A 23,790-nucleotide genomic window follows, 5' to 3' on the forward strand; every position below is an offset into this window, starting at 1 on the left:
TGGGGACGGGGGTGCGGCGGACGGCACAGACGCCCGCGTAGCTGGGGAGCTGCGCGGGCGTTGCCTTTGCCCGTACCTAAGGGCTGTCCCAGCCCCCCGTACGCTTCCGGGCACAGCCCCGGACCCACTCAGGGAAGCCCGTGAACGCCCTTCTGCCCGCGCTCACCGCGACGGCACGCGCCGCAGCGCACGCGAACCCCGGCACCGACTGCCGCTGCCCGGACCCCGGCACGGTCCTCGCCGACCGCGCGGACGACGCCGTCGTCGTCCGCCACGGCGGCATCGTCGCCAAGGCCCACGACCCCGGCACCGATCCCGCCGGGCTCTCGCTCCGCCTGACCGTCGCGGCCCGCCTGCCCGGCGTCCTCCTCGCCCCGCTCGACCCCGCACCCGTCACCGTGCACGGCCGCCTCGTGACCCGCTGGCCGTACGGCACCCCCGTGGACCCGGATACTCCTTGGGACGCCCCCTGGGAGGCGGCGGCCTCCCTCCTCGCCCGGCTGCACCGGGCCCCGGCCCCCGCGGGCCTGCCCGCCATGCGCGGCCCCGCCAAGGCCGCCCGCGCGATCGGGCGCCTGCGCGCGCTGGGCCCCCACCCCGCCGCGGGGCCCGTGCTCCGCGCCTGGTCCGCCCTGCCGGCCTGGGCCCGCGCCGAGGCGCCCCCGCCCTCCGCACAGCACCTCTGCCACGGCGACCTCCACCTCGGCCAGCTCGTACGCCATCCCGCGGACACCGGCCCCTGGCGCCTCATCGACGTGGACGACCTGGGGGTGGGCGACCCGGCCTGGGACCTGGCCCGCCCGGCGGCCTGGTACGCCTGCGGGCTGCTCCCGCCCGACGAGTGGACCCGCTTCCTCGCCGCGTACCGGCGGGAGGGCGGCCCGGCCGTCCCCGCCGAGGGCGACCCCTGGCCCGCTCTCGACGTCCCCGCCCGCGCCCTCACCGTGCAGACGGCGGCCCTGGCCGTCGTCAAGTCCCATGCGGGGGAGCGGCAGTTGGACGAGGTGGAGCAGGCCGTGGTCGACGCGTGTGTCCGAATGGGCGCCGTCGCACCGGAGTTGACGCACGGATGCGCGATATAGGCTGCAACCGGCCAGGACCGGAGCGAGTCTCTACCTGGCGAAGCACCACCGACCGGCGAGGAGTTGAGCCGACCATGCAGTGTCCGAAGTGTCATGCACCGATGCACACGTACAACCGGAACGGCGTCCAGATCGAGCAGTGCAGCGGGTGCCGCGGCATTTTCCTGGACTACGGGGAGCTGGAAGCCCTGACGCGCGTGGAGGCCCAGTGGGGGCAGCCCGCTCCGCAGGCGTATCCGCAGCAGCCCGCCCCGCCGGCCTATCCGGCGGCTCCCGCCTGGGGCGCCCCGCAGGGTGGCCACTACGGCCACCACCGCCACAAGAGCTTCGGCCACATGCTGTTCTCGAGCTGAGATGACGAAGAAGCCCCCGACCACAAGGCCGGGGGCTTCGAAGTGTGGACGATACTGGGATTGAACCAGTGACCTCTTCCGTGTCAGGGAAGCGCTCTCCCGCTGAGCTAATCGTCCTCGGGATCATGACCACTCCGTAGAGACGGTCATGTGTACCGCGTGCGCGATACTGGGATTGAACCAGTGACCTCTTCCGTGTCAGGGAAGCGCTCTCCCGCTGAGCTAATCGCGCGGGGATCCTCGCGGATCGGGGTCCTTGCGGACCAGTGGACGATACTGGGATTGAACCAGTGACCTCTTCCGTGTCAGGGAAGCGCTCTCCCGCTGAGCTAATCGTCCTTGGAGGTGGAGACGGGATTTGAACCCGTGTAGACGGCTTTGCAGGCCGTTGCCTCGCCTCTCGGCCACTCCACCAGGAGTACAAGGGATCGGGATCCCCTGCTTCCTACGAGCGGACGACGAGGCTCGAACTCGCGACCTCAACCTTGGCAAGGTTGCGCTCTACCAACTGAGCTACGTCCGCCTGTCGTTTCGGTCCGCTTCCGCGTCCCGGCGACGTGTTGAACTCTAGCGGATTCCCGGGCCAGTACAAAAACGCGTTTGCGCAGGGTGCCGCGTTGCCCCTGCTCGAGGACGTGGTCAGGGCATCTGAGCGGATCCTCCGGACCTCGCGCGAGGGCCCCGTCCCTAGACTCGACAGTGTGCTGGATCTACCCCCTCTCGCCCGTTTCGGCGACCGTGTCGCCACCGGTCTCCTCGATGTCACCCACGACCCCGCGGCGCTCGACTCCACCGGCTTCTGGGCCGTCTGCGCGGACTACGAGGGGCGGCTGACCTGCGCCCGCTTCCGCGAGGTGCGCGAGGCGCCGGTCCCCGCCCCCGTACCGGGAAGCTGGCGGGGCCCGGCGGCCGACGACTGGACGTCCTCCCTCGACCACGCCGCGTACACGGCGGGCGTACGGCGCATCCGCGAGCACATCGCGGCCGGCGAGGTCTACCAGGTGAACCTCTGCCGGGTGCTCTCCGCCCCGATCGCACCCGACGCCGACGTGGACGCCCTGACCGCCGTGCTGGCGCGCGGCAACCCGGCGCCGTACGCGGGCACGATCCGCCTGCCGGAGCACGGCGTGGAGATCGCCACCGCCTCCCCCGAGCTGTTCCTGCGCCGCGCCGGCCGCGCCGTGGAGTCCGGGCCGATCAAGGGCACCGGGCGCACCGAGGCGGACCTCACGGAGAAGGACCACGCCGAGAACGTGATGATCGCGGACCTGGTCCGCAACGACCTCGGGCGCGTCTGTGTCACCGGCAGCGTGACCGTCCCCGATCTGTGCGCCGTCGAGAAGCACCCCGGCCTGGTCCACCTCGTCTCCACGATCGCCGGTGAACTGCGCGCGGAGGCGGGCTGGCCGGAGCTGCTCGCGGCCACCTTCCCGGCGGGCTCGATCACCGGAGCCCCCAAGTCCAGCGCCCTGAAGATCATCGACGCCCTGGAGACCGCGCCGCGCGGCCCCTACTGCGGCGGCATCGGCTGGGTCGACGCGGACCGGGGGACGGGCGAGCTGGCCGTCGGCATCCGCACCTTCTGGATCGACCGGGACGCGGGCGCCCTGCGCTTCGGCGCGGGCGCGGGCATCACCTGGGGCTCCGACCCCGAGGGGGAGTGGCGCGAGACGGAGCTGAAGGCCGAGCGGCTGCTCGCGATAGCGTCGGGGGAGCACCAGGACAGCGGACCGTGGTGAGCCCTCTCACCTGCCGCTCCGACCAGCGAGGGAAAGACCAGTGAAGCTCTGGCTCGACGGCAGGCTGGAGGACCTCGAGTCCGCCCGTGTCTCCGTCTTCGATCACGGACTGACCGTCGGCGACGGCGTCTTCGAGACCGTCAAGGCCGTGGACGGCCGGCCGTTCGCGCTGACCCGCCACCTCGACCGGCTCACCCGCTCGGCGCGCGGCCTCGGCCTCGCGGACCCCGACCTCGACGAGGTCCGTGCGGCGTGCGCCGCCGTGCTGGCGGCCAACCCGATGCCGCTCGGCCGCCTGCGGATCACCTACACCGGCGGCGAGGGCCCGCTCGGCTCCGGCCGCGGCGAGGCCGGTCCGACCCTCGTGGTCGCCCTCGGCGAGATCGCCCCGCGCCCCGACTCCACCGCCGTGGTCACGGTGCCGTGGACCCGTAACGAACGGGGCGCGCTCACGGGACTGAAGACCACGTCGTACGCCGAGAACGTCGTCGCGCTCGCGAGGGCCGCCCAACAGGGCGCGTCCGAGGCGCTGTTCGCCAACACGGTCGGCCAACTCTGCGAGGGCACCGGGTCGAACGTCTTCGTCGTTCTCGACGGCGAGATCCACACCCCGCCGACGGCCTCCGGCTGTCTCGCGGGCATCACGCGCGCGCTCGCCGTCGAGTGGACCGGGGCCAGGGAGAGCGACCTCCCGCTGGACGTCCTGGAGCGCGCGGACGAGATCTTCCTCACGTCCACGACCCGCGATGTGCAGGCCGTGCACCGCGTCGACGACCGTGAACTGCCGGGCGCGCCAGGCCCGGTGACCGCCAAGGCCATGCGGATCTTCACGGAGCGCTCCGGTGACGACCTCGATCCGTGAGAGCCGCGGAAATTCGGCTGACGGCGGTCTTCGCGCGGGGTAGAACACCCTTGATGACCACCACCCTGCGGCCGACCGAGCCGCTTCAGCGCACCCCGGACGGCACGCGATCACGGCACTACGAGGTGTGTGTGAACGGCCGTCCGGTCGGCGCACTCCACCTCGGTACGGCCCCAGGCCTCGGCGACGCAATGGCGCAACTCCTCGACCTGCGCGTCGAGGAGCCGGACCGGCGGCGCGGCCGGGCCACGGTGGCCGCGCTCGCCGCGGAGGAGGTGGCGCGGGGCTGGGGCTGCGGCCAGATCGAGGCCGTGGTCCCCGCGGGTGCCGAGGCGGCCCTGCGGCTCGCCGAGGCGCTCGGCTACGTCCTGCGCAGCCGCAACATGGCGAAGCGGCTGGGCGACATACCCCCCGAACTGCCCGCCGGGAGCCGCGCACGGCCCATGACGGACGCCGAGTTCGACCAGTGGTACGCGCAGGAGTCGGAGCACTACGCGCGCAGTTGGATCGAGCGGGGCGTCCCCGAGGCCGAGGCGTACGCCAAGGCGCGGCGCGACCACGCACGGGTCCTGCCGGACGGCCTGCGCAGCGAGAACGTGATGTTCAGCGTTCTGGAGCACGAGGGCGTGCCCGTGGGCAGCCTGTGGCTGGGGCTCCGCGAGGACGAGGCGTACGTCTACGACGTGCGGACCGAGCCGGCCCACCGCGGGCGAGGGCACGGACGCACGCTCATGCTCCTCGCCGAGGCCCAGGCGCTGGCCGCCGACCGGCGTCTCCTCGGACTGCACGTGTTCGCGGGCAACACTCCGGCCGAGCGCCTGTACGCGTCACTCGGCCATGAGACGACGCTGTACGTCTTCGCCAAGCCCCTGGTGTAGGACGGCGACGACGGCCCGGCCGGGGGTCGGGCAGGGGTCAGTCCTGCGGCTGGTCCGCGAGCAGCCGGTCCGCGATCTCCTCGATGCGCGCGCGCAGCCCCTCCTGGCTCTTGCCGCCGTCGAGCCGCTCGCCGCCGATGACATACGTCGGCGTACCGGTCACCCCGATCGCCTTGCCCTCGGCCTGGTCGGCGTCGACGATCAGGATGTGCCGTCCGTCGATCAGCGCGGTGTCGAACTCCTCGGCGTCCAGGCCGAGTTCGCGGGCCAGCTCGACGAGGAAGGACTCTCCCGCGCGGTTCAGTTCCTCGATCCGGCCGAGCAGCGCCTCGACATACGGCCAGCACTGCCCCTGCTCCAGGGCCTCCTCGGCGGCCTGCGCGGCGGCGAAGGCGTGCCGGTTCTTCTCCAGCGGGAAGTGCCGCAGCCGAAGCTCCAGCCGGTCCCCGTAGCGGGCGCGCAGGGCACGCAGGTCGTCGAGCGCGCGGTGGCAGTCGGGGCACTGGAGATCGGTCCAGAAGTCCAGAACGGGAGCGGCGGCGGGTGCGGCGGGGGAGTCACTCATGGTCATCAGTCTTCCAGCACCCCGGCCCCCGCCCCACACCGGTCGCGGCGAGGTGCTTTCGGCCCTGAGGAGGAGCCGACCCGGAGATCTCCCTGAGGTCTCGCCGGATCATGGCATCCGGGCCGCCGGACGGTGCAGGATGGAAGAGATGCACCACCTTGCCCGATCGATGCACCGCCTTGCCCGACCGATTCCCGCCTGGAGGACCGGATGATTGCCGAGACCGTCTGTTCCGCCGTCTCCGCGGCCGGCCTGGGCATCGCCGCGGTCATGGCCTACCGCAAGCGCTTCCACCGCGCGGGCCGTATCGCCGCGTACGCGCTCGTCCCGCTCGGCCTGGTGATGACGGGAGCCGTCGGCTGGCTCGCCCACACGGCGTTCAGCATCATGGCCTGGGCAGGCTTCGGTGTGCTGGGTCTCGCCTGGCTGCTGTTCATGAGCACCCGCGCCGTGGAGCGCCGGAGCGGTGGAACGCGCAAGGAACGCAAGACCGCGCGGGCTGCCCAGGGCGACGCGGTGGCGCCGTCCGCCTCCACGCCGACGCTGGGCGCGGCGAACCGCCCGGCCCCCACGCGCCGCGGCTCCGACTCCGCCTCGGACGACTTCTCGGACATCGAGGCCATCCTCAAGAAGCACGGCATATGACGGGCCGACGCACGGCCTGTGACGTGCGGGAACGGCTGACGGGCCGAACGGCCAAGTGATCAGCTCGGGGCGCGCGATGATCACAACAGCGCACGCCGAGAACACTCCCGGGCGTGCATCACGGATATTCGCGAACTCGCAGTCATTCCGGGCGTGTTGATCGCTCAGTGGGTCGCCACTACGCCATGATCGCCGCGAGATGCTGGACAGAACCCAGAGCGACACCGCCGCTCCTCCCGAGGAGCGCCGGGGCTGTCTCTTCGCGCTTTCCCAGCCACCGCTGATGATCTTCCTTGCGGTGATCGGCTGCCTGCTGCTCATGGCATCACTGCACGACCTGCTGATGCTCTGAGCCGTATGCGGAGCCCCTGGCGTCACCCGCCGCGGGCTCCGTCAGCCCCGCCGATCCGCCGGCGCGCGACAAGGGGAGGTCCCGTCCGCCGCTCTCGTCAGCCCGCCGCTTCCTTCCGCCGTGCCCGGTACGCGGCCACGTGGAGGCGGTTGCCGCAGGTACGGCTGTCGCAGTAGCGCCGGGAGCGGTTACGCGAGAGGTCCACGAAGGCCCGTCGGCAGTCGGGAGCCTCGCAGCGGCGCAGTCGCTCCTGCTCCCCGGCCACGACGAAGAACGCCAGCGCCATCCCGCAGTCCGCGGCGATGTGATCGGCGACGGAGGCGCCGGGCGCGAAGTAGTGCACATGCCAGTCGTAGCCGTCGTGGTCGGTCAGCCGGGGCGTGGTCCCCGCCGCCGCGACCAGCTCGTTGATCACAGCGGCCGCGGTCCGGCCGTCGGTCGTGGCGAAGACGGCGGCGAACCGCCCGCGGATCGCGCGCACCGCCGCGAGGTCGGACTCCGTGAGCACACCGACATCGCTGAGGTCGTGCTCGCGCGCGAAGTCGACCAGGGCGGCGACATCCGGGAGCCCCTCCGCGTCGTCGCCCTCGGGTGCGGTGTTCACCAGATCCACCACGAGGTCGAGCGCGCACCGGGTGTCATGGGTGATCAGCACGTGTCGCTCCCTGGCCTGGGGGTCGGGGTCGGGCGTGCGCCCGCCGGTGCTGGCCGAGCCTAGCGGTAACGCGCGGAGGTCGTCGTGACACGTGGTGATGTCACCGGTCCGCGGACCCGTGGCGGCGGCCCCACGGCAAGAGCGTTCCTCGTCACCTTCGTGCCCCGCGCACCGGAGCGCCGCCTCCACGAGATTCCGTGGAGGCGGCGCCCGGTGTGCCGTATGCGGTTGTCCCGGCCCGAGCCGTCTCCCCGAGTGGACGGCGCCGGGCGGCTTGAGGATCTCGCGCTAGCTCTCCGCCAGGATGTGGGAGAGCTCGGTGTCGAGATCGAAATGGCGGTGTTCCGTACCGGGTGGCACGGCCGCGTCCGTCCGCTTCAGAAACGACTCGAGGGCCCGCGCCGGGGCCTCGAGCAGAGCCTCACCTTCCGGAGAACTCAGGGCGATGCAAACAACGCCCTGACCGTGGCTACGGGACGGCCAGACGCGGACGTCGCCGGTTCCTGTGGGCCGGTGCAGGCCCTCCGCGAGGAGGTCGCGGGCGAACACCCACTCGACGGTCTCCTCGGCTCCGGTATGGAAGGTGGCGTGCACGGCATAGGGATCGGCCGTGTCATACCGCAGTCCTGCGGGAACAGGCAGTGAGGACTCGCTCGACACAACGAGGCGCAGGTGCAGCTCGCAGCTGACCGTGGTGTTCATAAGCGCCAGGGCCTTTCGCTCAGTGTGCGCTCGGGGATTCGCACGTCGGCGAAATCGACATGCCACCTACGGTGCCGTTGTAAACCCCTCTGCGTGTTTTGCCTGGCTTTACGTAGCTCATCCGGCCGAGACATCGTTCGCGTGATGCGTCCATTCCGGTGACCGGATTCTCACGGGCGGCGTTCGACGGTTCGAATACGAAGAGTGACGGTCGCGGGAGAAGGTGTCATGGCCGCGACCATCCCGCGGCGCGCCGAGGTCCGGAGGTTTGGCCTCGCCGACCTCCGGGAACGCGGGTGCGCGGCGAGCGGGGGTCGATGGCCGGGAAGGTGGTCGGGGGCACTCCCTGACATGGGGTAATGTTCTTCCTGCACCCGGGCGATTAGCTCAGCGGGAGAGCGCTTCGTTCACACCGAAGAGGTCACTGGTTCGATCCCAGTATCGCCCACAAGATCGAGGGCGGCGTGTGCTCGGCGAAAGCCGGGCCGCGCCGCCCTTGTCGTATGCCGTCAGGTATGCCGCCGTGGAATTCGAAATCCCCGGGCGCATTCCGGAACGCCGTCATCGGATTCCGTCGCGAGCGTTCTGCTCGGCCTCAAGTCGCCGGTGGGTATCCGGAATTGGTCCGGCCGTTCCCCGTCGGCCGCGAGGGCGGCGCGCCGGACGGGGCGAGGGCTGCTCGGTCAGGGGTCGCCGGGGAGCCGCAGCAGGGGCCGTACCGAAGCGGTTTGAACGGACCCCGTCCCGACATGTATTGTTCAGTGCGTTCCCGGGCGATTAGCTCAGCGGGAGAGCGCTTCGTTCACACCGAAGAGGTCACTGGTTCGATCCCAGTATCGCCCACAAGATCGAGGGTGACGTCTGCACGCGGAGAGCGCGAGCGACGTCACCTTCGTCGTTTCGTTCCGCGTGTGTTCACGCCGCCGCCGACAGCTCCGGGCGCAGCGGCCACGCCGTATCCACCTGTTCGTCCGAGCCGCTGCGCGCGAACCACGCCTGAAGTCCGCGGGCCTGGGCCGCGTGCCATCCCGTCTGCAAGGTGTGCAGTTCGGCCGGCGTCAGCCGCTCCAGACGGGTCGCGAACCGGCGCCCCACCGCCCGTACGACCTCCATCGCCGCCAGCGCGTCCGCCGCCGCGTCGTGGGCGTCCTCCAGCGTGACCTCGTAGTGCGCGCACAGATCGGTGAGGGTGCGGCGGCCCTTGCGGTAGCGGTCCAGGTGCTTGTCCAGGACCCGCGGATCGAGCACGCACAGCGGCGCCGACGGGAACCAGCGGTCCAGCGAGGAGGCGCGATGGCGGCGCAACTCCCGGTCCAGGAGCGTCAGATCGAAGGGGGCGTTCATCACCACCAGCGGTCGGCCCCGCAGGGCCTGTTCCGCCAGCTCCCGGGCCAGTTCCTCCATCACCGGTGACGGCCAACGGCCGTTGCGCTGGAGGTACTCCTCCGTCAGGCCGTGCACCGCCGTCGCCGCCGCGGGCACCGGCACCCCCGGGTTCACCAGCCAGCGGTTCACCCGCGGTCGGGTGTCCGGTGCGTCCTGGACGACGAGGGCGGCCGACACGATGCGGTCGGTCTCGACGTCCACGCCCGTGGTCTCCGTGTCGAACGCGGCCAGGGGGCCCTCGTACCAGCACGTCATGCGCACGCAACTCCTCTGTCCAGCCGGGCAGTTGACGTACGGTCGGCTGCCCGGTCCGGTGATACCCGGGCCGTTTGCGCGCTACGCCCGAAGGAGACAACAGGAGTACGGGTCTTTGCAGTTCACAGGCCCGTGGCAGCGATTCACCGAATTGGGAAGGCTGTTGATCATGGCGATCGCGCAGCCCGAGCGGGGCGGGCTGCTGCCCGAGCGGACGTCACCCTCTCGCGGCGCACTCGCCATCACCGCCTGCATGGAGACGCTCCAGGTGGGCTATCTGCACGCGGTCGCCGCGGCGGCCGGCTGCTCGCTGTCGCAGCCCTTCCCGGACAACGGCATCGACTGGCACATCAGTCACACCGCCCCGGGACACACGGTCGACGACGAGGCCACCATCAAGGTGCAGCTCAAGTGCACCTACCAACTCCCGCCCCGCGGGCCCGCCGACCGCTTCTTCTCCTTCACGCTCGACAACGAGCACCTGACGAAGCTCGCCCGCACCCCCGTCTCCGTACACAAGATCCTCGTCGTGATGCTCGCGCCCCGGTCGCAGGACGACTGGCTGCGCGCCGGACACGACCGCCTGGACCTGCGGCACTGCTGCTACTGGGCCAACCTCGCCGGACACCCCGTCACGGGCCGGCGCCGCACCACCGTACGTATCTCGACCGCGCGAATCTTCGACGACCGGGCGCTGTGCGAGATCATGACCCGGGTCGGAACGGGAGGCAGACCGTGACCCACCGCCCCGTCGACGGACCGGCCCGCGCCGTCCGGCCGCACCCCGCCGAGCCGCTCCGGTCCCGGCCGCCCGCACCCGACCAGGTCGACCCGGCCGTCCTCGGCGCCCTGCTGCACCGGCACGGCTGGCAGCGCCGCGGCGGCGCCCGCGGGCGCTACGGCCGCTGGACCCCACCGGGCCCCGGCGGCAGCGGTACGAGCCTGCTGGTGCCGGAGAGCCGCGCCTACCCCGACAGCGACGACCTGCTCGGCGAGGCCCTGGTCGCCCTGTCCCGCAGCGCCTTGCCCGCCGCGCGGGACGTCCTGCTCGGGCTCGTCGTGCCCAGCGACGAGATCCACTGGTGGCGCGACGTGCCCACCGGCCCTCTCGGCGCGGCGCCCTGGGACGTCGAGGACCAGTTGCGCACCGCCGCCCGCGGACTGCTTCTCGCGGGAGCCCTCGCCACCCGCGCGCGGGCCGGGTACTTCGGCGCCCGGCACCGCGGGCCCGCCGCCGCGTCCCTGGAGCACGTCCTGGTCGGCGCCGCCCCCGGAGGCCGCAGCCTCACCGCCGTCGTGCCCGTCTCGCCGGGCCGACCGCTCGCCGTCCGTCTGCACCAGGCGCTGTACGCGGCCCGGGAGGCCACCGACTACCGGCGGGCCACCGGCGGCATGGACGCCTTCGACGCCGCCGTCGAAGCGGGGGTGAGCCATGAGCTGGTCGAGGCGCTCGTCTCCCTCGTACGCGGCTCCGAGGGCGCCCGTATCGCCGTCGACTGGGCGCCCGCCGCCCCGGCCCCCGAGGGGTGCGCGACGGACGCCGAACCGGTCGAGTTCTCGCCCGGCGACCTGCCCGCGCTGCGCGAGGCCGCGGCCCGCTATCTGCGCGAGGAACCGTCCGTACCGGTGCGGCTCACCGGGGCCGTCGTACGGCTGCGCAGGTCGGGGCCGCGCGGCGAGGGCCAGGTGCGGCTGCGGGTCATCGCCGGAGCCGAGGTCCCACAGGTGCGGATGACGCTGGACGAGGAGGCGTACCGGATCGCGGGCCACGCCCATCTCGTCGGGCTGCCGGTGCGCGTGCACGGGCGGCTGGAGAGCCAGGGCGGCTTCCGGCGCCTGGTGAACGCCTCCGCGGTGACGCCGGTCCAGGTGGACGACGCCGAACGCGACCGGCTGATGAAGTCCCTCCAGGAGACCGCGGAGATCACCGCCTTCTTCGAGGAGGCATGCGGCGGTGACGGACAGTAACCGTTTCGCGGACGGTGGCTCCGGGTCGGTACGATCCCAGTCATGCGCGCGCTCCAGGTATGGCGCCGCATCCCCAGTAGTCAGGAGAGACCGGTGTCAGACGTCCGTGTGATCATCCAACGCGATTCCGAGCGGGAAGAACGCGTGGTGACGACGGGCACCACGGCCGCCGAGCTCTTCGCGGGCGAGCGCTCGATCATCGCCGCGCGGGTGGCCGGCGAGCTGAAGGACCTCGCCTACGAGGTCAAGGACGGCGAGACCGTCGAGGCCGTGGAGATCTCCTCGGAGGACGGTCTCAACATCCTGCGCCACTCGACCGCGCATGTGATGGCGCAGGCCGTGCAGGAGCTGTTCCCCGAGGCCAAGCTGGGCATCGGCCCGCCGGTCAGGGACGGCTTCTACTACGACTTCGACGTCGAGAAGCCGTTCACGCCCGAGGATCTCAAGGCCATCGAGAAGAAGATGCAGGAGATCCAGAAGCGCGGCCAGCGCTTCGCCCGTCGCGTCGTCACCGACGAGGCCGCCCGTGCGGAACTGGCCGACGAGCCCTACAAGCTGGAGCTGATCGGCCTCAAGGGCTCGGCCTCCAGCGAGGACGGCGCGGACGTCGAGGTCGGCGGCGGCGAGCTGACGATCTACGACAACGTGGACGCCAAGACCGGCGACCTGTGCTGGAAGGACCTCTGCCGCGGTCCCCACCTGCCCACGACCCGCAACATCCCCGCGTTCAAGCTGATGCGCAACGCCGCCGCCTACTGGCGCGGCAGCGAGAAGAACCCCATGCTCCAGCGCATCTACGGCACGGCCTGGCCGTCCAAGGACGAGCTGAAGGCGCATCTGGACTTCCTCGCCGAGGCCGAGAAGCGCGACCACCGCAAGCTCGGCTCCGAGCTGGACCTCTTCTCGATCCCCGAGCAGATCGGCTCCGGCCTCGCCGTCTTCCACCCCAAGGGCGGCATCGTCCGCCGGGTGATGGAGGACTACTCGCGCCGCCGCCACGAGGAAGAGGGCTACGAGTTCGTCTACACCCCGCACGCGACGAAGGGGAAGCTCTTCGAGACCTCGGGCCACCTGGACTGGTACGCCGACGGCATGTACCCGCCCATGCAGCTCGACGAGGGCGTGGACTACTACCTCAAGCCCATGAACTGCCCGATGCACAACCTGATCTTCGACGCGCGCGGCCGGTCCTACCGTGAACTGCCGCTGCGCCTCTTCGAGTTCGGGACCGTGTACCGGTACGAGAAGTCGGGCGTCGTGCACGGCCTGACCCGCGCCCGCGGCTTCACCCAGGACGACGCGCACATCTACTGCACGCGCGAGCAGATGGCCGAGGAGCTCGACAAGACGCTCACCTTCGTGCTGAACCTGCTGCGCGACTACGGTCTGACGGACTTCTATCTGGAGCTGTCCACCAAGGACCCGGAGAAGTTCGTCGGCTCGGACGAGGCCTGGGAAGAGGCCACCGAGACGCTGCGCCAGGTCGCCGAGAAGCAGGGCCTGCCCCTGGTCCCCGACCCGGGCGGCGCCGCGTTCTACGGGCCGAAGATCTCGGTCCAGGCTCGTGACGCCATCGGCCGCACCTGGCAGATGTCGACGGTCCAGCTCGACTTCAACCTGCCGGAGCGCTTCGACCTCGAGTACACCCACTCGGACGGCTCGAAGCAGCGCCCGGTCATGATCCACCGAGCCCTCTTCGGTTCGATCGAGCGGTTCTTCGCGGTGCTCCTCGAGCACTACGCGGGCGCCTTCCCGGCGTGGCTGGCCCCGGTGCAGGCCATCGGCATCCCGATCGGCGACGCCCACGTCGAGTACCTGGAGAAGTTCGCCGCGGCGGCCAAGAAGAAGGGCCTGCGCGTCGACGTCGACTCCTCCTCGGACCGGATGCAGAAGAAGATCCGCAACGCCCAGAAGCAGAAGGTGCCCTTCATGGTCATCGCGGGCGACGAGGACATGGCGGGCGACTCGGTGTCGTTCCGCTACCGGGACGGCTCGCAGGAGAACGGGATCCCGTTCGACGAGGCCATCGCGAAGATCGCGAAGGTCGTCGAGGAGCGGGCCCAGGTCTGACGCAGGACAGCGCCGAAGGCCCCGGGACGTGCGCGTTCCCGGGGCCTTCGGGCTCTTCGCGTCCCTCGGTCCCCGGCCTCGAACCCCTCCGGGACACCGCGCACCGGTAAGGCCATATGCTGCACTGCATGACGAGTGAGCCGGAACAGCAGATCGGAGTGGGAACGCAGGACGCGTTCCAGCGCCTGTGGACGCCCCACCGGATGGCCTACATCCAGGGCGAGAACAAGCCGACCGGTCCGGGGGCCGGTGACGGCTGCCCGTTCTGCTCGATCCCGGCCAAGTCCGACGAGGACGGGCTGATCATCAAGCGGGGCACGCAGGTCTACGCGGTCCTCAACCTGTACCCGTACAACGGCGGCCACCTCATGGTCGTGCCCTACCGCCACGTCGCCGACTACACGGACCTGACCGACGCGGAGACCGCCGAACTCGCCGAGCTGACCAAGCAGGCCATGACCGCGCTGCGGACGGCCTCCGGGGCCCATGGCTTCAACATCGGGATGAACCAGGGCGCGGTCGCCGGTGCGGGCATCGCCGCCCATCTGCACCAGCACATCGTCCCGCGCTGGGGCGGCGACACGAACTTCATGCCGGTGGTGGGCCACACGAAGGTGCTGCCGCAACTCCTCGCCGACACCCGCAAGATGCTGGCGGAGGCCTGGCCCACCGCGTGAGCCCGGCCCCCGGCCGCTTCCGTCGTCGGGGGTCTACGCGTCGTACACGTCGGCCTTGCGCGGCGACGCCTCCTGCACCATGCCGCTGAGCACCGACGAGCGGTTGCCGAACTTGTCCGTGTTCACGCCGTGCTCCTCCAGCACGCGGATCGCCGCCGAGTGCACCACCCGCAGCACCGGCGTGGCCGCGCGCAGCGCGTCGTCCGCCATGAAGCGGTGCCGCCACGGCTGGTCCGCCCAGGCGTGGCGCAGCCCGAACGGCTCGGGCAGGGTCAGCGAGCCGCCGAGCCAGTTCAACAGCGGCGGATACCAGGTGAGCGGCGCGCGCACCGCGAGCCGGACCACCTCGTCCGCGTCGACCAGCGGGAGCTTCACCTCGCGGGTCTCCCAGAACCTGACCGACTTCTGCACCTTCTTGGTCGGCGCCTCCGGCTTGGAGGTGAACAGCGAGTTCACGGGGCCCAGCGCGTGGCCGGTGACCTCGATGCGCAGCGTCTCGTGCAGCACCGTCACCGTGATCATCATGGTGATGACCAACTGGCCGTCCCACAGGGTCCATTGGACCCCCAGATAGTGCCGCTCGCCGCTGCCGAACTGCTGCTTGTTGCAGATGTCCTGTATGGCGTGGGGCTTGACCTGGTACGCGTCCACGTCCTCGCCCTCCGGGCGGGACACCGAGTCCGCCTTCTCCCCGATCGGGTTGACGATCCAGTGCCGGACGGAGGGCTTCGGGAAGCCGCCGGTGTTCAGCGGGCCGCGCTCCAGCAGGCTGAGCTGGTCGTGGATGGCCTTGATCACGTCCCAACTGCGGAAGGGATGGATCTCCTTGCCCAGGTCGCGGGGGAGCAGATCCTCGGCGAGCTGCCAGCTTCCCCAGCGCGTGCCCATGCCGAGTATGCCCTTGGGGCCGGCGTAGAAGACGGAGTTGGACTGCTGCTCGGCGCTGAGCCGGGCCAGGGACTGGCGCAGCCGCTCGGCGGCAACCTCGCCGGGGCTGCCGGGCACGGCCTCGGGGATCTTCGCGCCGATGCCGCCGCCGGAGAGGAGCCCCGACCAGCGGTCGCGCAGATCCTTCGCGGTCCGCTCGCACAACTGCTTCGCCCAGTACCAGCCGATCACCGGCATGACGACCGCCGCGCGGAGGTACCAGGACCAGAAGCCCGTGAACGGCAGGCGGATGAGGAAGATCACGGCGACGACGGCCACCGCCACCAGCAGCGCGGTGCCGATCGCGGAGGAGCGCTTGCCCTCGCGCTTGGCCGCGATGGCGCGGAGCTGGAAGACCAGCAGCCATGCCAGCATCCCCGGCAGGAAGAGCACCCCGCACAGCACGGTCACCGCCGAGAGCCAGTTGTCCCGGTCCCGGCGCAGGCGGTGGGCGGCCAGGCAGTGCTCCACGACCACCTGCGGCTCGGTGCCGAAGGACTGGATGAGCGGTTTGCGGCCGGCGCCCAGCATGCGGTCGCGCACGGCCACCGAGAAGGCCTCGCCGAGGTTCGGCCGGAAGAGCTTCGCCCAGGAGCGGCCGGGGTTGACCTTCGACTGGTGCCACTCGTTGTCGGCGTCGAGGATCTTCTCGATCGCCGCGTCCCGGTAGGCCGCCGAGGCCAGCGCGAAGGTCGCCGCCGTCTCTCCCGCGGAGCCCGACAGGGGCACCTGCGCCCCGGGGCTGAAATCGAATCCGTCCGTCACTGCCGCCCCCATCGCTGCTCAACCCGCTTCTGCGGCCTTCCCGACTTCCTTGCTCCGCACACCTGTTGAACAGGCCATCGTGTCGATCTCGTCCTGACGTGCGTGTCGGTCCCGTCCCGACGTGATCAGGTGATCAGCGTATCCGCAGGCGGCGGCGTGCGTCGGCGGACGGCCAAGAAGCCGTCCGCCGAAGGGAGGTGAGGGGAGTGCGATGCCAACTACGGGGCGTCCTCGGTCTGTTCGCGCACCTTCGCCGCGATCTGCGGCGGCATCGGCTCGTGCCGCGCGTAGGCGCGGCTGAAGCTCGCCGTGCCGTGCGAGAGGGAGCGCAGGTCGATCGCGTACCGGCCGATCTCGATCTCCGGTACCTCGGCCCGTACGAGCGTGCGTCCGCCGACCGTCTGCTCGGTGCCGAGCACCCGGCCGCGCCGCCCGGACAGGTCGCTCATCACGGCGCCGACGTAGTCGTCGCCGACGAGCACCGTCACCTCGGCCACCGGTTCCAGCAGATGGATCGTCGCGTCACGCGAGGCCTCGCGCAGGGCGAGCGCGCCCGCCGTCTGGAAGGCCGCGTCGGACGAATCCACCGAGTGCGCCTTGCCGTCCAGGAGGGTCACCCGTACGTCGATGAGCGGGTGGCCCGCGGCCACACCCTTGGCGGCCTGGGCGCGGATGCCCTTCTCGACGGAGGGGATGAACTGCCGGGGCACGGCCCCGCCGACCACCTTGTCCACGAACTCGATGCCGGAGCCGCCGGGCAGGGGCTCGACCTCGATCTCGCAGATCGCGTACTGGCCGTGCCCGCCGGACTGCTTGACATGCCGGCCGCGCCCGGCCGACCTGCCCGCGAACGTCTCCCGGAGGGCGACCTTGTGCGGGACCACGTCGACCTGGACGCCGTACCGGCTGCGCAGCCGCTCCAGGGCGACGTCCGCGTGGGCCTCGCCCAGACACCACAGCACCACCTGATGGGTGTCCTGGTTCTGTTCGAGCCGCATGGTCGGGTCCTCGGCGACCAGTCGCGCGAGCCCCTGGCTGAGCTTGTCCTCGTCCGGCTTGCTGTGCGCCTGGATGGCGAGCGGCAGCAGCGGGTCGGGCATCTCCCAGGGCTCCATGAGCAGCGGGTCGTCCTTGGCCGACAGGGTGTCGCCGGTCTCGGCCCGGTTCAGCTTCGCCACGCAGGCCAGATCGCCCGCGATGCAGTGCGCCAGGGGGCGCTGCTGCTTGCCGAAGGGGGCGGACAGGGCGCCGACGCGCTCGTCGACGTCATGGTCCTCATGGCCGCGGTCGGTCAGCCCGTGCCCGGACACATGCACCGTCTCGTCGGGGCGCAGGGTGCCGGAGAACACACGGACCAGCGAGATACGGCCCACATACGGGTCGGACGCGGTCTTCACGACCTCCGCGACCAGCGGCCCGTCCGGGTCGCACGGCGCCGTCTCGCGGGGCTTGCCGTCCGGCGTGGAGACCGTGGGCGCCTCCCGCTCCAGCGGGGTGGGGAAGCCGCCGGTGACCAGCTCCAGCAGCTCGACCGTGCCGAGGCCCTGGCGGGCGCCGTCGGTGGCGGGCGCGGCGGCCAGGACGGGGAAGAACGTGCCGCGGGCGACGGCCCGCTCCAGGTCCTGGACGAGCGTGTCGATGCCGATCTTCTCGCCGCCCAGATAGCGGTCCATGAGGGTCTCGTCCTCGCTCTCCGCGATGATCCCCTCGATGAGCCGGTCGCGGGCCTCCTCGATCCGCGTGAGCTGCTCGGGCCCCGGCTCGGACTCCTTGCGCTCGCCCGACGAGTAGTCGAACAGCTTCTGCGTCAGCAGCCCCATCAGACCGGTGACGGGGGCGTGCCCGTCGGGGCCCTCGGGGCCGTGCAGCGGCAGATACAGCGGGAGGACGGCGTCGGGGTCGTCCGCGCCGAACGCCTCCGCGCAGGTGCGGGTCATCTCGTCGAAGTCGGAGCGGGCGGCCTCGAGATGCGTGATCACGATGGCGCGCGGCATGCCGACGGCCGCGCACTCGTCCCACACCATGCGGGTCGAGCCGTCCACGCCGTCCGAGGCCGAGACGACGAAGAGGGCCGCGTCCGCCGCCCGCAGACCGGCCCGCAGCTCCCCGACGAAGTCGGCGTATCCAGGAGTGTCCAGCAGATTGATCTTGACCCCGTCCTGTTGGACGGGGACCAGGGAGAGCTGTACCGAGCGGTGCTGCCGGTGCTCGATCTCGTCGTAGTCCGAGACGGTGCCGCCGTCCTCGACCCGGCCCGCCCGGTTCACCGCTCCCGCCGTCAGCGCGAGAGCCTCCACCAACGTCGTCTTGCCCGCTCCGCTGTGGCCGACCAGCACCACATTCCGTACGGATGCGGGGCGGTCGGCCGCCATAGCCCTGCCGGCGGCTCCGGGGGTTGTGTTCGCCTTGTCGCCCATGGCCTTGCCTCCCGTGCACGGTGAGGTCACTGGGGGCGCGGACACACGGACCCGCGTGCGATGGCGGCTCCGATGACGCCCGCGGTGACTTCGAGCTTCGCACCGACGTCAGGGCGCGTCCATACGAGGGACACGATCCCGTCACCCGGCCCCGCCTCACGGGTCACGCGGTCACCTCCGGACGTCCGTGGGCCTGCGCGTCACGCGCGTGTGACGCCGGGGGCGCGGGTGCCCGGCCGCCGCGTGTCCCCGCGCGTGACTACGATGGGCCAGCCGGGCGGCCACCAAGGCCGCGGCTCACCGACCGTCGGGAAGGCCATGCTGAACAAGTACGCGCGTGCATTCTTCACGCGTGTCCTCACACCGTTCGCCGCGTTTTTGATCCGCCGGGGCGTCAGCCCCGACACGGTCACGCTGATCGGTACGGCCGGCGTGGTCGCGGGTGCGCTGGTCTTCTATCCCCGGGGCGAGTTCTTCTGGGGCACGGTCGTCATCACCCTGTTCGTGTTCTCGGACCTGGTCGACGGCAACATGGCCCGCCAGCTCGGCCGCTCCAGCCGCTGGGGCGCCTTCCTGGACTCCACGCTCGACCGCGTCGCCGACGGCGCGATCTTCGGCGGCTTCGCCCTGTGGTACGCGGGCAACGGCGACGACAACACGCTCTGCGCGGTCTCGATCTTCTGCCTGGCCAGCGGCCAGGTGGTGTCCTACACCAAGGCGCGCGGCGAGTCGATCGGACTGCCCGTCGCGGTCAACGGACTGGTCGAGCGGGCCGAACGCCTGGTGATCTCGCTGGTCGCGGCCGGGTTCTCCGGACTGCACGCGTTCGGTGTGCCCGGCATCCAGGTGCTGCTGCCCATCGCCCTGTGGATCGTCGCCGTGGGCAGCCTGATCACGCTGATCCAGCGGGTGGTCACGGTCCGCAGGGAGTCCGCCGAGGCGGACGCCGAGGCGCGGAACGCCTCGCACGGCGGAGCGGCCACATGAGCGCCGGACGGGAGAGCGGGGCGGCGACGTGAGCAGTCTGCGGGAACGACTGGCGGACGGGCTCTACGGCCTCGGCTGGAGCACCGTCAAGACCCTGCCCGAGCCCGTCGCCACCCGGCTGGGCCGGACCGTCGCCGACCTCGCCTGGAAGCAGCGCGGCAAGGGTGTGCGACGGCTCGCGGGCAACTACGCGCGCGTGGTGCCAGGCGCGAGCCCCGAGCGGCTCGCCGAACTCACCCGCGCGGGCATGCGCTCGTATCTGCGCTACTGGATGGAGTCCTTCCGGCTTCCCGTGTGGACCCCGGAGCGCATACGCGGCGGCGTCGAGGTCAAGGACGTGCACCAGCTGACCGACGGACTGGCCGCGGGCAAGGGCGTCGTCCTCGCTCTGCCGCACATGGCCAACTACGACCTGGCCGGTGCCTGGGTCACCACCACGCTGCGGACGCCGTTCACCACGGTCGCCGAGCGGCTCAAGCCCGAGACCCTCTACGACCGGTTCGTCGCCTACCGCGAGGGCCTCGGCATGGAGGTACTGCCGCACAGCGGCGGCGCCGCCTTCGGCACGCTGGCCCGGCGGCTGCGCGACGGGGGGCTGGTCTGCCTGGTGGCCGACCGCGATCTGTCCGCCTCCGGCGTCGAGGTCTCCTTCTTCGGCGAGACGGCCCGGATGCCCGCGGGCCCGGCGCTGCTCGCCCAGCACACCGGCGCGCTGCTGCTGCCGGTGACGCTCTGGTACGACGACTCGCGTGTCATGCGCGGGCGCGTGCATCCGGCGATCGACGTACCGGAGTCAGGTACCCGGGCCGAGAAGACGTCTGTCATGACACAGGCGCTGGCCGACGCCTTCGCCACGGGAATCGCGGAACATCCGGAGGACTGGCACATGCTGCAACGGCTGTGGCTCGCCGATCTGGATCCCGGCGACGCCCCCCGGAAGGGGACATCGTGAGGATCGGCATCGTCTGCCCCTACGCGTGGGACGTGCCGGGCGGTGTCCAGTTCCACATCCGGGACCTGGCCGAGTACTTCATCCGGCTCGGCCACGAGGTCTCCGTCCTCGCCCCCGCCGACGACGACACCCCGCTGCCCCCGTACGTGGTCTCGGCGGGCCGCGCGGTCCCCGTGCCCTACAACGGCTCGGTGGCCCGCCTGAACTTCGGCTTCCTGAGCGCCGCCCGGGTGCGGCGCTGGCTGCACGAGGGCGCGTTCGACGTCATCCACATCCACGAGCCGACCTCGCCCTCCCTGGGCCTGCTGACCTGCTGGGCGGCGCAGGGCCCGATCGTCGCGACCTTCCACACCTCGAACCCGCGGTCGAGAGCGATGATCGCCGCGTACGCGATCCTCCAGGCGGCCCTGGAGAAGATCAGCGCACGGATCGCCGTCAGCGAGTACGCGCGCCGCACGCTCGTCGAACACCTGGGCGGCGACGCCGTGGTGATCCCGAACGGCGTGGACGTCCACTTCTTCGCCAAGGCCGAGCCCCGACCCGAGTGGCAGGCCGGAGCGGACCGGGAGGACGGCGGGACGATCGGCTTCATCGGGCGGATCGACGAGCCCCGCAAGGGCCTGCCCGTGCTGATGAAGGCCCTGCCGAAGATCCTGGCCGCCCGCCCGCGCACCCGGCTGCTGGTCGCCGGGCGCGGCGACACGGAGGAGGCGGTGGCGACGCTGCCCCCCGAGCTGCGCTCGCGCGTGGAGTTCCTCGGCATGGTCAGCGACGAGGACAAGGCGCGCCTGCTGCGCAGCGTCGACCTGTACGTGGCGCCCAACACCGGCGGGGAGAGCTTCGGGATCATCCTGGTCGAGGCGATGTCGGCCGGGGCCCCCGTACTCGCCTCCGACCTGGACGCCTTCGCGCAGGTCCTCGACCACGGGGCGGCCGGTGAGCTGTTCGCCAACGAGGACGCCGACGCGCTCGCCGACGCGGCGCTGCGGCTGCTCGGGGACCCGAAGCGGCGGGCCGAACTGCGCGCGCGGGGCAGCGCCCATGTGCGGCGCTTCGACTGGTCGAGGGTCGGCGCGGACATCCTGTCGGTCTACGAGACGGTGACGGACGGGGCCGCAGCGGTGGCGGCGGACGAGCGCTCCGGGCGGCGGGCGCGCTTCGGCCTGGCGCGGAGCTGAGCCCGGCCGCCGTGGACGGCACCCCGAGGGGGCCGTAGGGCGGCCCGGTAGCCTTGCCGCCCGTGACCGCAACCCTGATCTGGATCCTTGTCGCCCTCGTCGTGATCGGCCTCTACCTGAGCTGGACCGCGGGGCGCCTCGACCGGCTGCACGCCCGGATCGACGCGGCGCGCGCCGCGCTCGACGCGCAGTTGGTGCGGCGGGCCTCGGTCGCCCAGGAGGTGGCGACCTCCGGGGTCCTCGACCCGGCCGCGTCGATCGTCCTGTACGAGGCCGCGCACGCGGCACGGCAGGCGGAGGAGGAGCAGCGGGAGGTCGCCGAGAGCGAGCTGAGCCAGGCGCTGCGGGCCGTCTTCGCGGAACCGGAGCAACTGGCGGCCGTGCGGGAGGCGCCCGGCGGGGAGCAGGCGGCGCGTGAGCTGACCGAGGCGGTGCGCAGGGTGCCGATGGCCCGGCGGTTCCACAACGACGCGGTACGGGCGGCCCGCGCGCTGCGCCGCCACCGCAAGGTGCGCTGGTTCCGTCTCGCGGGCCACGCCCCCTTCCCGCTGGCCGTCGAGATGGACGACGAACCACCGGCGCCCCTCACGGACCGTCAGACCCCCTGAGACGCCTGCCCGGACCGAGAGTCTGAGTGGCCCGAGGCGGCCTGTCCGGCGCCGACACGGACGGGACGGGAGCAACCGGCCGTACCCCCGGCTCCCGGGCAAAACGATCCACCGGCTCCCCATTGGCCCTTGCTGTGGCCTGCTGGTTTCCCGTTGTCTCGGTCCAGCAGAAATTCCTCTTCGCAGAGTGAGGTCACCCCGTGTCCAGCGCGCTTTCCACCCCCCAGACCCCCGAGACCGGCACCGCCCGCGTCAAGCGCGGCATGGCCGAGCAGCTCAAGGGCGGCGTGATCATGGACGTCGTCACGCCGGAGCAGGCGAAGATCGCCGAGGACGCGGGCGCCGTCGCCGTCATGGCACTGGAGCGGGTCCCGGCCGACATCCGCAAGGACGGCGGGGTGGCCCGGATGTCCGACCCGGACATGATCGAGGGCATCATCGACGCCGTGTCCATCCCGGTGATGGCCAAGTCGCGGATCGGCCACTTCGTCGAGGCCCAGGTCCTGCAGTCCCTCGGCGTCGACTACATCGACGAGTCCGAGGTCCTCACCCCGGCCGACGAGGTCAACCACTCCGACAAGTGGTCCTTCACCACCCCCTTCGTCTGCGGCGCCACCAACCTGGGCGAGGCCCTGCGCCGGATCGCCGAGGGCGCCGCGATGATCCGCTCCAAGGGCGAGGCCGGCACCGGCAACGTCGTCGAGGCCGTCCGCCACCTGCGCCAGATCAAGAACGAGATCGCCAAGCTGCGCGGCTTCGACAACCACGAGCTGTACGCCGCCGCCAAGGAGCTGCGCGCCCCGTACGAGCTGGTCAAGGAGGTCGCCGAGCTGGGCAAGCTCCCGGTCGTGCTGTTCTCCGCCGGTGGCGTGGCCACCCCGGCCGACGCCGCCCTGATGCGTCAGCTCGGCGCCGAGGGCGTCTTCGTCGGCTCCGGCATCTTCAAGTCCGGCGACCCGGCCAAGCGCGCCGCCGCCATCGTGAAGGCGACCACCTTCTACGACGACCCGAAGATCATCGCCGACGCGTCCCGCAACCTGGGCGAGGCCATGGTCGGCATCAACTGCGACACCCTCCCCGACACCGAGCGCTACGCCAACCGCGGCTGGTGACAGGGCAGTTCGCAGACGACGACGTACAGGAACCACACGTAGATGACTGACGCACCCGTCATAGGCGTCCTGGCACTCCAGGGCGACGTACGGGAGCACCTCATCGCCCTGGCCGCGGCCGACGCCGTGGCCAGGCCGGTGCGGCGCCCCGAAGAACTCGCCGAGGTCGACGGCCTCGTGCTCCCCGGTGGCGAGTCCACCACCATCTCCAAGCTGGCCGTTCTCTTCGGGGTGCTGGACCCGCTGCGCGCGCGTGTGCGCGACGGCATGCCCGTCTACGGCACCTGCGCGGGCATGATCATGCTCGCCGACAAGATCCTCGACCCGCGCTCGGGCCAGGAGACCATCGGCGGCATCGACATGATCGTGCGCCGCAACGCCTTCGGACGGCAGAACGAGTCCTTCGAAGCGGCGGTCGACGTCAAGGGCGTCGAGGGCGATCCTGTAGAGGGCGTCTTCATCCGCGCCCCCTGGGTCGAGTCCGTCGGCGCCGAGACCGAGGTGCTCGCCGAGCACGACGGCCATATCGTCGCCGTGCGCCAGGGCAACGCCCTCGCGACGTCGTTCCACCCGGAACTGACCGGCGACCACCGCGTGCACGCCTTGTTCGTCGACATGGTGCGCGCCTGGCGGGCCCCGGATCCCTTGTAGGATC

General features: G+C 71.5%; 23 protein-coding genes and 7 tRNA genes. 19 read left to right on the forward strand and 11 right to left on the reverse strand.

Annotated elements, in window-relative coordinates; all coding sequences use genetic code 11:
* Window positions 1-140: 140 nt before the first annotated feature.
* The gene (locus tag ACZ60T_RS25875) at window positions 141-1,082 is read left to right on the forward strand and encodes a phosphotransferase family protein (protein ID WP_469668059.1); all 942 of its coding nucleotides are present in this window, start codon (window positions 141-143) and stop codon (window positions 1,080-1,082) included.
* Window positions 1,083-1,156: 74 nt separating this feature from the next.
* Window positions 1,157-1,435, forward strand: coding sequence for a TFIIB-type zinc ribbon-containing protein (locus tag ACZ60T_RS25880; RefSeq protein ID WP_365631116.1), 279 nt, complete (start codon window positions 1,157-1,159; stop codon window positions 1,433-1,435).
* 45 nt (window positions 1,436-1,480) lie between these two features.
* Here the strand turns inward: ACZ60T_RS25880 and ACZ60T_RS25885 are convergent.
* The 5 genes from ACZ60T_RS25885 to ACZ60T_RS25905 form a co-directional block, all read right to left on the reverse strand.
* Window positions 1,481-1,552: transfer RNA gene (locus tag ACZ60T_RS25885), tRNA-Val, on the reverse strand.
* Between the two features lie 43 nt (window positions 1,553-1,595).
* Window positions 1,596-1,667, reverse strand: a tRNA-Val gene (locus tag ACZ60T_RS25890).
* A 35-nt stretch (window positions 1,668-1,702) separates the two neighbouring features.
* Window positions 1,703-1,774 (reverse strand) — tRNA-Val (locus tag ACZ60T_RS25895).
* A gap of 1 nt (window position 1,775) precedes the next feature.
* Window positions 1,776-1,849 (reverse strand) — tRNA-Cys (locus ACZ60T_RS25900).
* A gap of 36 nt (window positions 1,850-1,885) precedes the next feature.
* Window positions 1,886-1,958 (reverse strand) — tRNA-Gly (locus tag ACZ60T_RS25905).
* A 178-nt stretch (window positions 1,959-2,136) separates the two neighbouring features.
* On the opposite strand from ACZ60T_RS25905, the gene ACZ60T_RS25910 reads away from it, so the two are divergent.
* Genes ACZ60T_RS25910 through ACZ60T_RS25920 form a run of 3 tightly spaced genes read left to right on the forward strand, consistent with a single transcriptional unit; the run spans window position 2,137 to window position 4,914 of the window.
* Window positions 2,137-3,174 carry a chorismate-binding protein gene (locus tag ACZ60T_RS25910; RefSeq protein WP_469668060.1) on the forward strand — a complete coding sequence of 346 codons (1,038 nt, stop codon included), beginning with the start codon at window positions 2,137-2,139 and terminating at the stop codon, window positions 3,172-3,174.
* A 40-nt stretch (window positions 3,175-3,214) separates the two neighbouring features.
* Complete coding sequence (locus ACZ60T_RS25915; protein ID WP_365631120.1) at window positions 3,215-4,036, forward strand: aminotransferase class IV; 822 nt, start codon at window positions 3,215-3,217, stop codon at window positions 4,034-4,036.
* 53 nt (window positions 4,037-4,089) lie between these two features.
* Window positions 4,090-4,914 carry a GNAT family N-acetyltransferase gene (locus ACZ60T_RS25920; protein WP_469668062.1) on the forward strand — a complete coding sequence of 275 codons (825 nt, stop codon included), beginning with the start codon at window positions 4,090-4,092 and terminating at the stop codon, window positions 4,912-4,914.
* Window positions 4,915-4,951: 37 nt separating this feature from the next.
* Here the strand turns inward: ACZ60T_RS25920 and ACZ60T_RS25925 are convergent, their stop codons facing one another.
* Window positions 4,952-5,479, reverse strand: coding sequence for a DsbA family protein (locus tag ACZ60T_RS25925; protein ID WP_469668063.1), 528 nt, complete (start codon window positions 5,477-5,479; stop codon window positions 4,952-4,954).
* A gap of 210 nt (window positions 5,480-5,689) precedes the next feature.
* Here ACZ60T_RS25925 and ACZ60T_RS25930 point away from each other — a divergent pair, with 210 nt between their 5' ends.
* The gene (locus tag ACZ60T_RS25930; protein WP_469668064.1) at window positions 5,690-6,124 is read left to right on the forward strand and encodes a hypothetical protein; all 435 of its coding nucleotides are present in this window, start codon (window positions 5,690-5,692) and stop codon (window positions 6,122-6,124) included.
* A 199-nt stretch (window positions 6,125-6,323) separates the two neighbouring features.
* Entirely contained in the window at window positions 6,324-6,476 is a 153-nt protein-coding gene (locus tag ACZ60T_RS25935) for a hypothetical protein (protein WP_252423638.1), read from the forward strand.
* 97 nt (window positions 6,477-6,573) lie between these two features.
* Here the strand turns inward: ACZ60T_RS25935 and ACZ60T_RS25940 are convergent, their stop codons facing one another.
* Together ACZ60T_RS25940 and ACZ60T_RS25945 are read right to left on the reverse strand one after the other, a co-directional pair.
* Entirely contained in the window at window positions 6,574-7,131 is a 558-nt protein-coding gene (locus tag ACZ60T_RS25940; protein ID WP_469668065.1) for a CGNR zinc finger domain-containing protein, read from the reverse strand.
* 288 nt (window positions 7,132-7,419) lie between these two features.
* The gene (locus ACZ60T_RS25945; RefSeq protein WP_003959770.1) at window positions 7,420-7,833 is read right to left on the reverse strand and encodes an SsgA family sporulation/cell division regulator; all 414 of its coding nucleotides are present in this window, start codon (window positions 7,831-7,833) and stop codon (window positions 7,420-7,422) included.
* 376 nt (window positions 7,834-8,209) lie between these two features.
* Between ACZ60T_RS25945 and ACZ60T_RS25950 the strand changes: the two genes are divergently transcribed.
* Together ACZ60T_RS25950 and ACZ60T_RS25955 are read left to right on the forward strand one after the other, a co-directional pair.
* Window positions 8,210-8,281 (forward strand) — tRNA-Val (locus ACZ60T_RS25950).
* A 323-nt stretch (window positions 8,282-8,604) separates the two neighbouring features.
* Window positions 8,605-8,676, forward strand: a tRNA-Val gene (locus ACZ60T_RS25955).
* A gap of 72 nt (window positions 8,677-8,748) precedes the next feature.
* On the opposite strand, the gene ACZ60T_RS25960 is transcribed toward ACZ60T_RS25955, so the two are convergent.
* On the reverse strand, window positions 8,749-9,474 hold the full coding sequence (locus ACZ60T_RS25960; protein WP_365631130.1) for a 3'-5' exonuclease: 726 nt from the start codon (window positions 9,472-9,474) through the stop codon (window positions 8,749-8,751).
* 169 nt (window positions 9,475-9,643) lie between these two features.
* Here ACZ60T_RS25960 and ACZ60T_RS25965 point away from each other — a divergent pair, with 169 nt between their 5' ends.
* The 4 genes from ACZ60T_RS25965 (at window position 9,644) to ACZ60T_RS25980 (ending at window position 14,189) form a co-directional block, all read left to right on the forward strand.
* A complete protein-coding gene (locus ACZ60T_RS25965; protein WP_365631132.1) occupies window positions 9,644-10,213 on the forward strand; it encodes a DUF4365 domain-containing protein in 570 nt (189 codons plus the stop codon).
* Window positions 10,210-11,442 carry a hypothetical protein gene (locus ACZ60T_RS25970; RefSeq protein WP_365631134.1) on the forward strand — a complete coding sequence of 411 codons (1,233 nt, stop codon included), beginning with the start codon at window positions 10,210-10,212 and terminating at the stop codon, window positions 11,440-11,442. The genes ACZ60T_RS25965 and ACZ60T_RS25970 overlap by 4 nt, the downstream gene beginning before the upstream one ends.
* 93 nt (window positions 11,443-11,535) lie before the next feature.
* The gene (gene thrS, locus ACZ60T_RS25975) at window positions 11,536-13,512 is read left to right on the forward strand and encodes a threonine--tRNA ligase (RefSeq protein ID WP_365631136.1); all 1,977 of its coding nucleotides are present in this window, start codon (window positions 11,536-11,538) and stop codon (window positions 13,510-13,512) included.
* A 116-nt stretch (window positions 13,513-13,628) separates the two neighbouring features.
* Window positions 13,629-14,189 (forward strand): HIT family protein, encoded by a 561-nt coding sequence (locus tag ACZ60T_RS25980; protein WP_469668067.1) that lies wholly within the window; start codon window positions 13,629-13,631, stop codon window positions 14,187-14,189.
* Window positions 14,190-14,222: 33 nt separating this feature from the next.
* On the opposite strand, the gene ACZ60T_RS25985 is transcribed toward ACZ60T_RS25980, so the two are convergent.
* Together ACZ60T_RS25985 and ACZ60T_RS25990 are read right to left on the reverse strand one after the other, a co-directional pair.
* Window positions 14,223-15,893 (reverse strand): hypothetical protein, encoded by a 1,671-nt coding sequence (locus ACZ60T_RS25985; protein ID WP_365631140.1) that lies wholly within the window; start codon window positions 15,891-15,893, stop codon window positions 14,223-14,225.
* A gap of 206 nt (window positions 15,894-16,099) precedes the next feature.
* Window positions 16,100-18,298 (reverse strand): elongation factor G-like protein EF-G2, encoded by a 2,199-nt coding sequence (locus tag ACZ60T_RS25990; RefSeq protein WP_469668068.1) that lies wholly within the window; start codon window positions 18,296-18,298, stop codon window positions 16,100-16,102.
* 264 nt (window positions 18,299-18,562) lie between these two features.
* Here ACZ60T_RS25990 and pgsA point away from each other — a divergent pair, with 264 nt between their 5' ends.
* From pgsA to pdxT, 6 genes are all read left to right on the forward strand, one after another.
* On the forward strand, window positions 18,563-19,285 hold the full coding sequence (gene pgsA, locus ACZ60T_RS25995; protein ID WP_469668137.1) for a phosphatidylinositol phosphate synthase: 723 nt from the start codon (window positions 18,563-18,565) through the stop codon (window positions 19,283-19,285).
* A gap of 28 nt (window positions 19,286-19,313) precedes the next feature.
* Window positions 19,314-20,237 (forward strand): phosphatidylinositol mannoside acyltransferase, encoded by a 924-nt coding sequence (locus ACZ60T_RS26000; RefSeq protein ID WP_365631146.1) that lies wholly within the window; start codon window positions 19,314-19,316, stop codon window positions 20,235-20,237.
* Window positions 20,234-21,415, forward strand: a complete 1,182-nt coding sequence (locus ACZ60T_RS26005) for a glycosyltransferase family 4 protein (RefSeq protein WP_252423623.1) — start codon at window positions 20,234-20,236, stop codon at window positions 21,413-21,415. Before ACZ60T_RS26000 ends, ACZ60T_RS26005 begins: the two co-directional genes overlap by 4 nt.
* A 62-nt stretch (window positions 21,416-21,477) precedes the next feature.
* On the forward strand, window positions 21,478-22,023 hold the full coding sequence (locus ACZ60T_RS26010; RefSeq protein WP_365631149.1) for a LemA family protein: 546 nt from the start codon (window positions 21,478-21,480) through the stop codon (window positions 22,021-22,023).
* A 200-nt stretch (window positions 22,024-22,223) separates the two neighbouring features.
* A complete protein-coding gene (gene pdxS / locus ACZ60T_RS26015; protein WP_365631151.1) occupies window positions 22,224-23,135 on the forward strand; it encodes a pyridoxal 5'-phosphate synthase lyase subunit PdxS in 912 nt (303 codons plus the stop codon).
* 42 nt (window positions 23,136-23,177) lie between these two features.
* On the forward strand, window positions 23,178-23,786 hold the full coding sequence (gene pdxT / locus ACZ60T_RS26020; RefSeq protein ID WP_469668069.1) for a pyridoxal 5'-phosphate synthase glutaminase subunit PdxT: 609 nt from the start codon (window positions 23,178-23,180) through the stop codon (window positions 23,784-23,786).
* The last annotated feature ends 4 nt before the right edge of the window (window positions 23,787-23,790 follow it).

The organism is Streptomyces sp. NPDC104371 (assembly GCF_055583785.1).

Bases quoted from the DNA above. Each gene is read 5' to 3' on its own strand.
- ACZ60T_RS25880 (WP_365631116.1), top strand. From the start codon at position 1,157: ATGCAGTGTCCGAAGTGTCATGCACCGATGCACACGTACAACCGGAAC.
- ACZ60T_RS25920 (WP_469668062.1), top strand. From the start codon at position 4,090: ATGACCACCACCCTGCGGCCGACCGAGCCGCTTCAGCGCACCCCGGAC.
- ACZ60T_RS25925 (WP_469668063.1), bottom strand. From the start codon at position 5,479: ATGAGTGACTCCCCCGCCGCACCCGCCGCCGCTCCCGTTCTGGACTTC.
- ACZ60T_RS25930 (WP_469668064.1), top strand. From the start codon at position 5,690: ATGATTGCCGAGACCGTCTGTTCCGCCGTCTCCGCGGCCGGCCTGGGC.
- ACZ60T_RS25935 (WP_252423638.1), top strand. From the start codon at position 6,324: ATGCTGGACAGAACCCAGAGCGACACCGCCGCTCCTCCCGAGGAGCGC.
- ACZ60T_RS25945 (WP_003959770.1), bottom strand. From the start codon at position 7,833: ATGAACACCACGGTCAGCTGCGAGCTGCACCTGCGCCTCGTTGTGTCG.
- ACZ60T_RS25960 (WP_365631130.1), bottom strand. From the start codon at position 9,474: ATGACGTGCTGGTACGAGGGCCCCCTGGCCGCGTTCGACACGGAGACC.
- ACZ60T_RS25965 (WP_365631132.1), top strand. From the start codon at position 9,644: ATGGCGATCGCGCAGCCCGAGCGGGGCGGGCTGCTGCCCGAGCGGACG.
- ACZ60T_RS25980 (WP_469668067.1), top strand. From the start codon at position 13,629: ATGCTGCACTGCATGACGAGTGAGCCGGAACAGCAGATCGGAGTGGGA.
- ACZ60T_RS25985 (WP_365631140.1), bottom strand. From the start codon at position 15,893: ATGGGGGCGGCAGTGACGGACGGATTCGATTTCAGCCCCGGGGCGCAG.
- ACZ60T_RS25990 (WP_469668068.1), bottom strand. From the start codon at position 18,298: ATGGGCGACAAGGCGAACACAACCCCCGGAGCCGCCGGCAGGGCTATG.
- pgsA (WP_469668137.1), top strand. From the start codon at position 18,563: ATGGGCCAGCCGGGCGGCCACCAAGGCCGCGGCTCACCGACCGTCGGG.
- pdxT (WP_469668069.1), top strand. From the start codon at position 23,178: ATGACTGACGCACCCGTCATAGGCGTCCTGGCACTCCAGGGCGACGTA.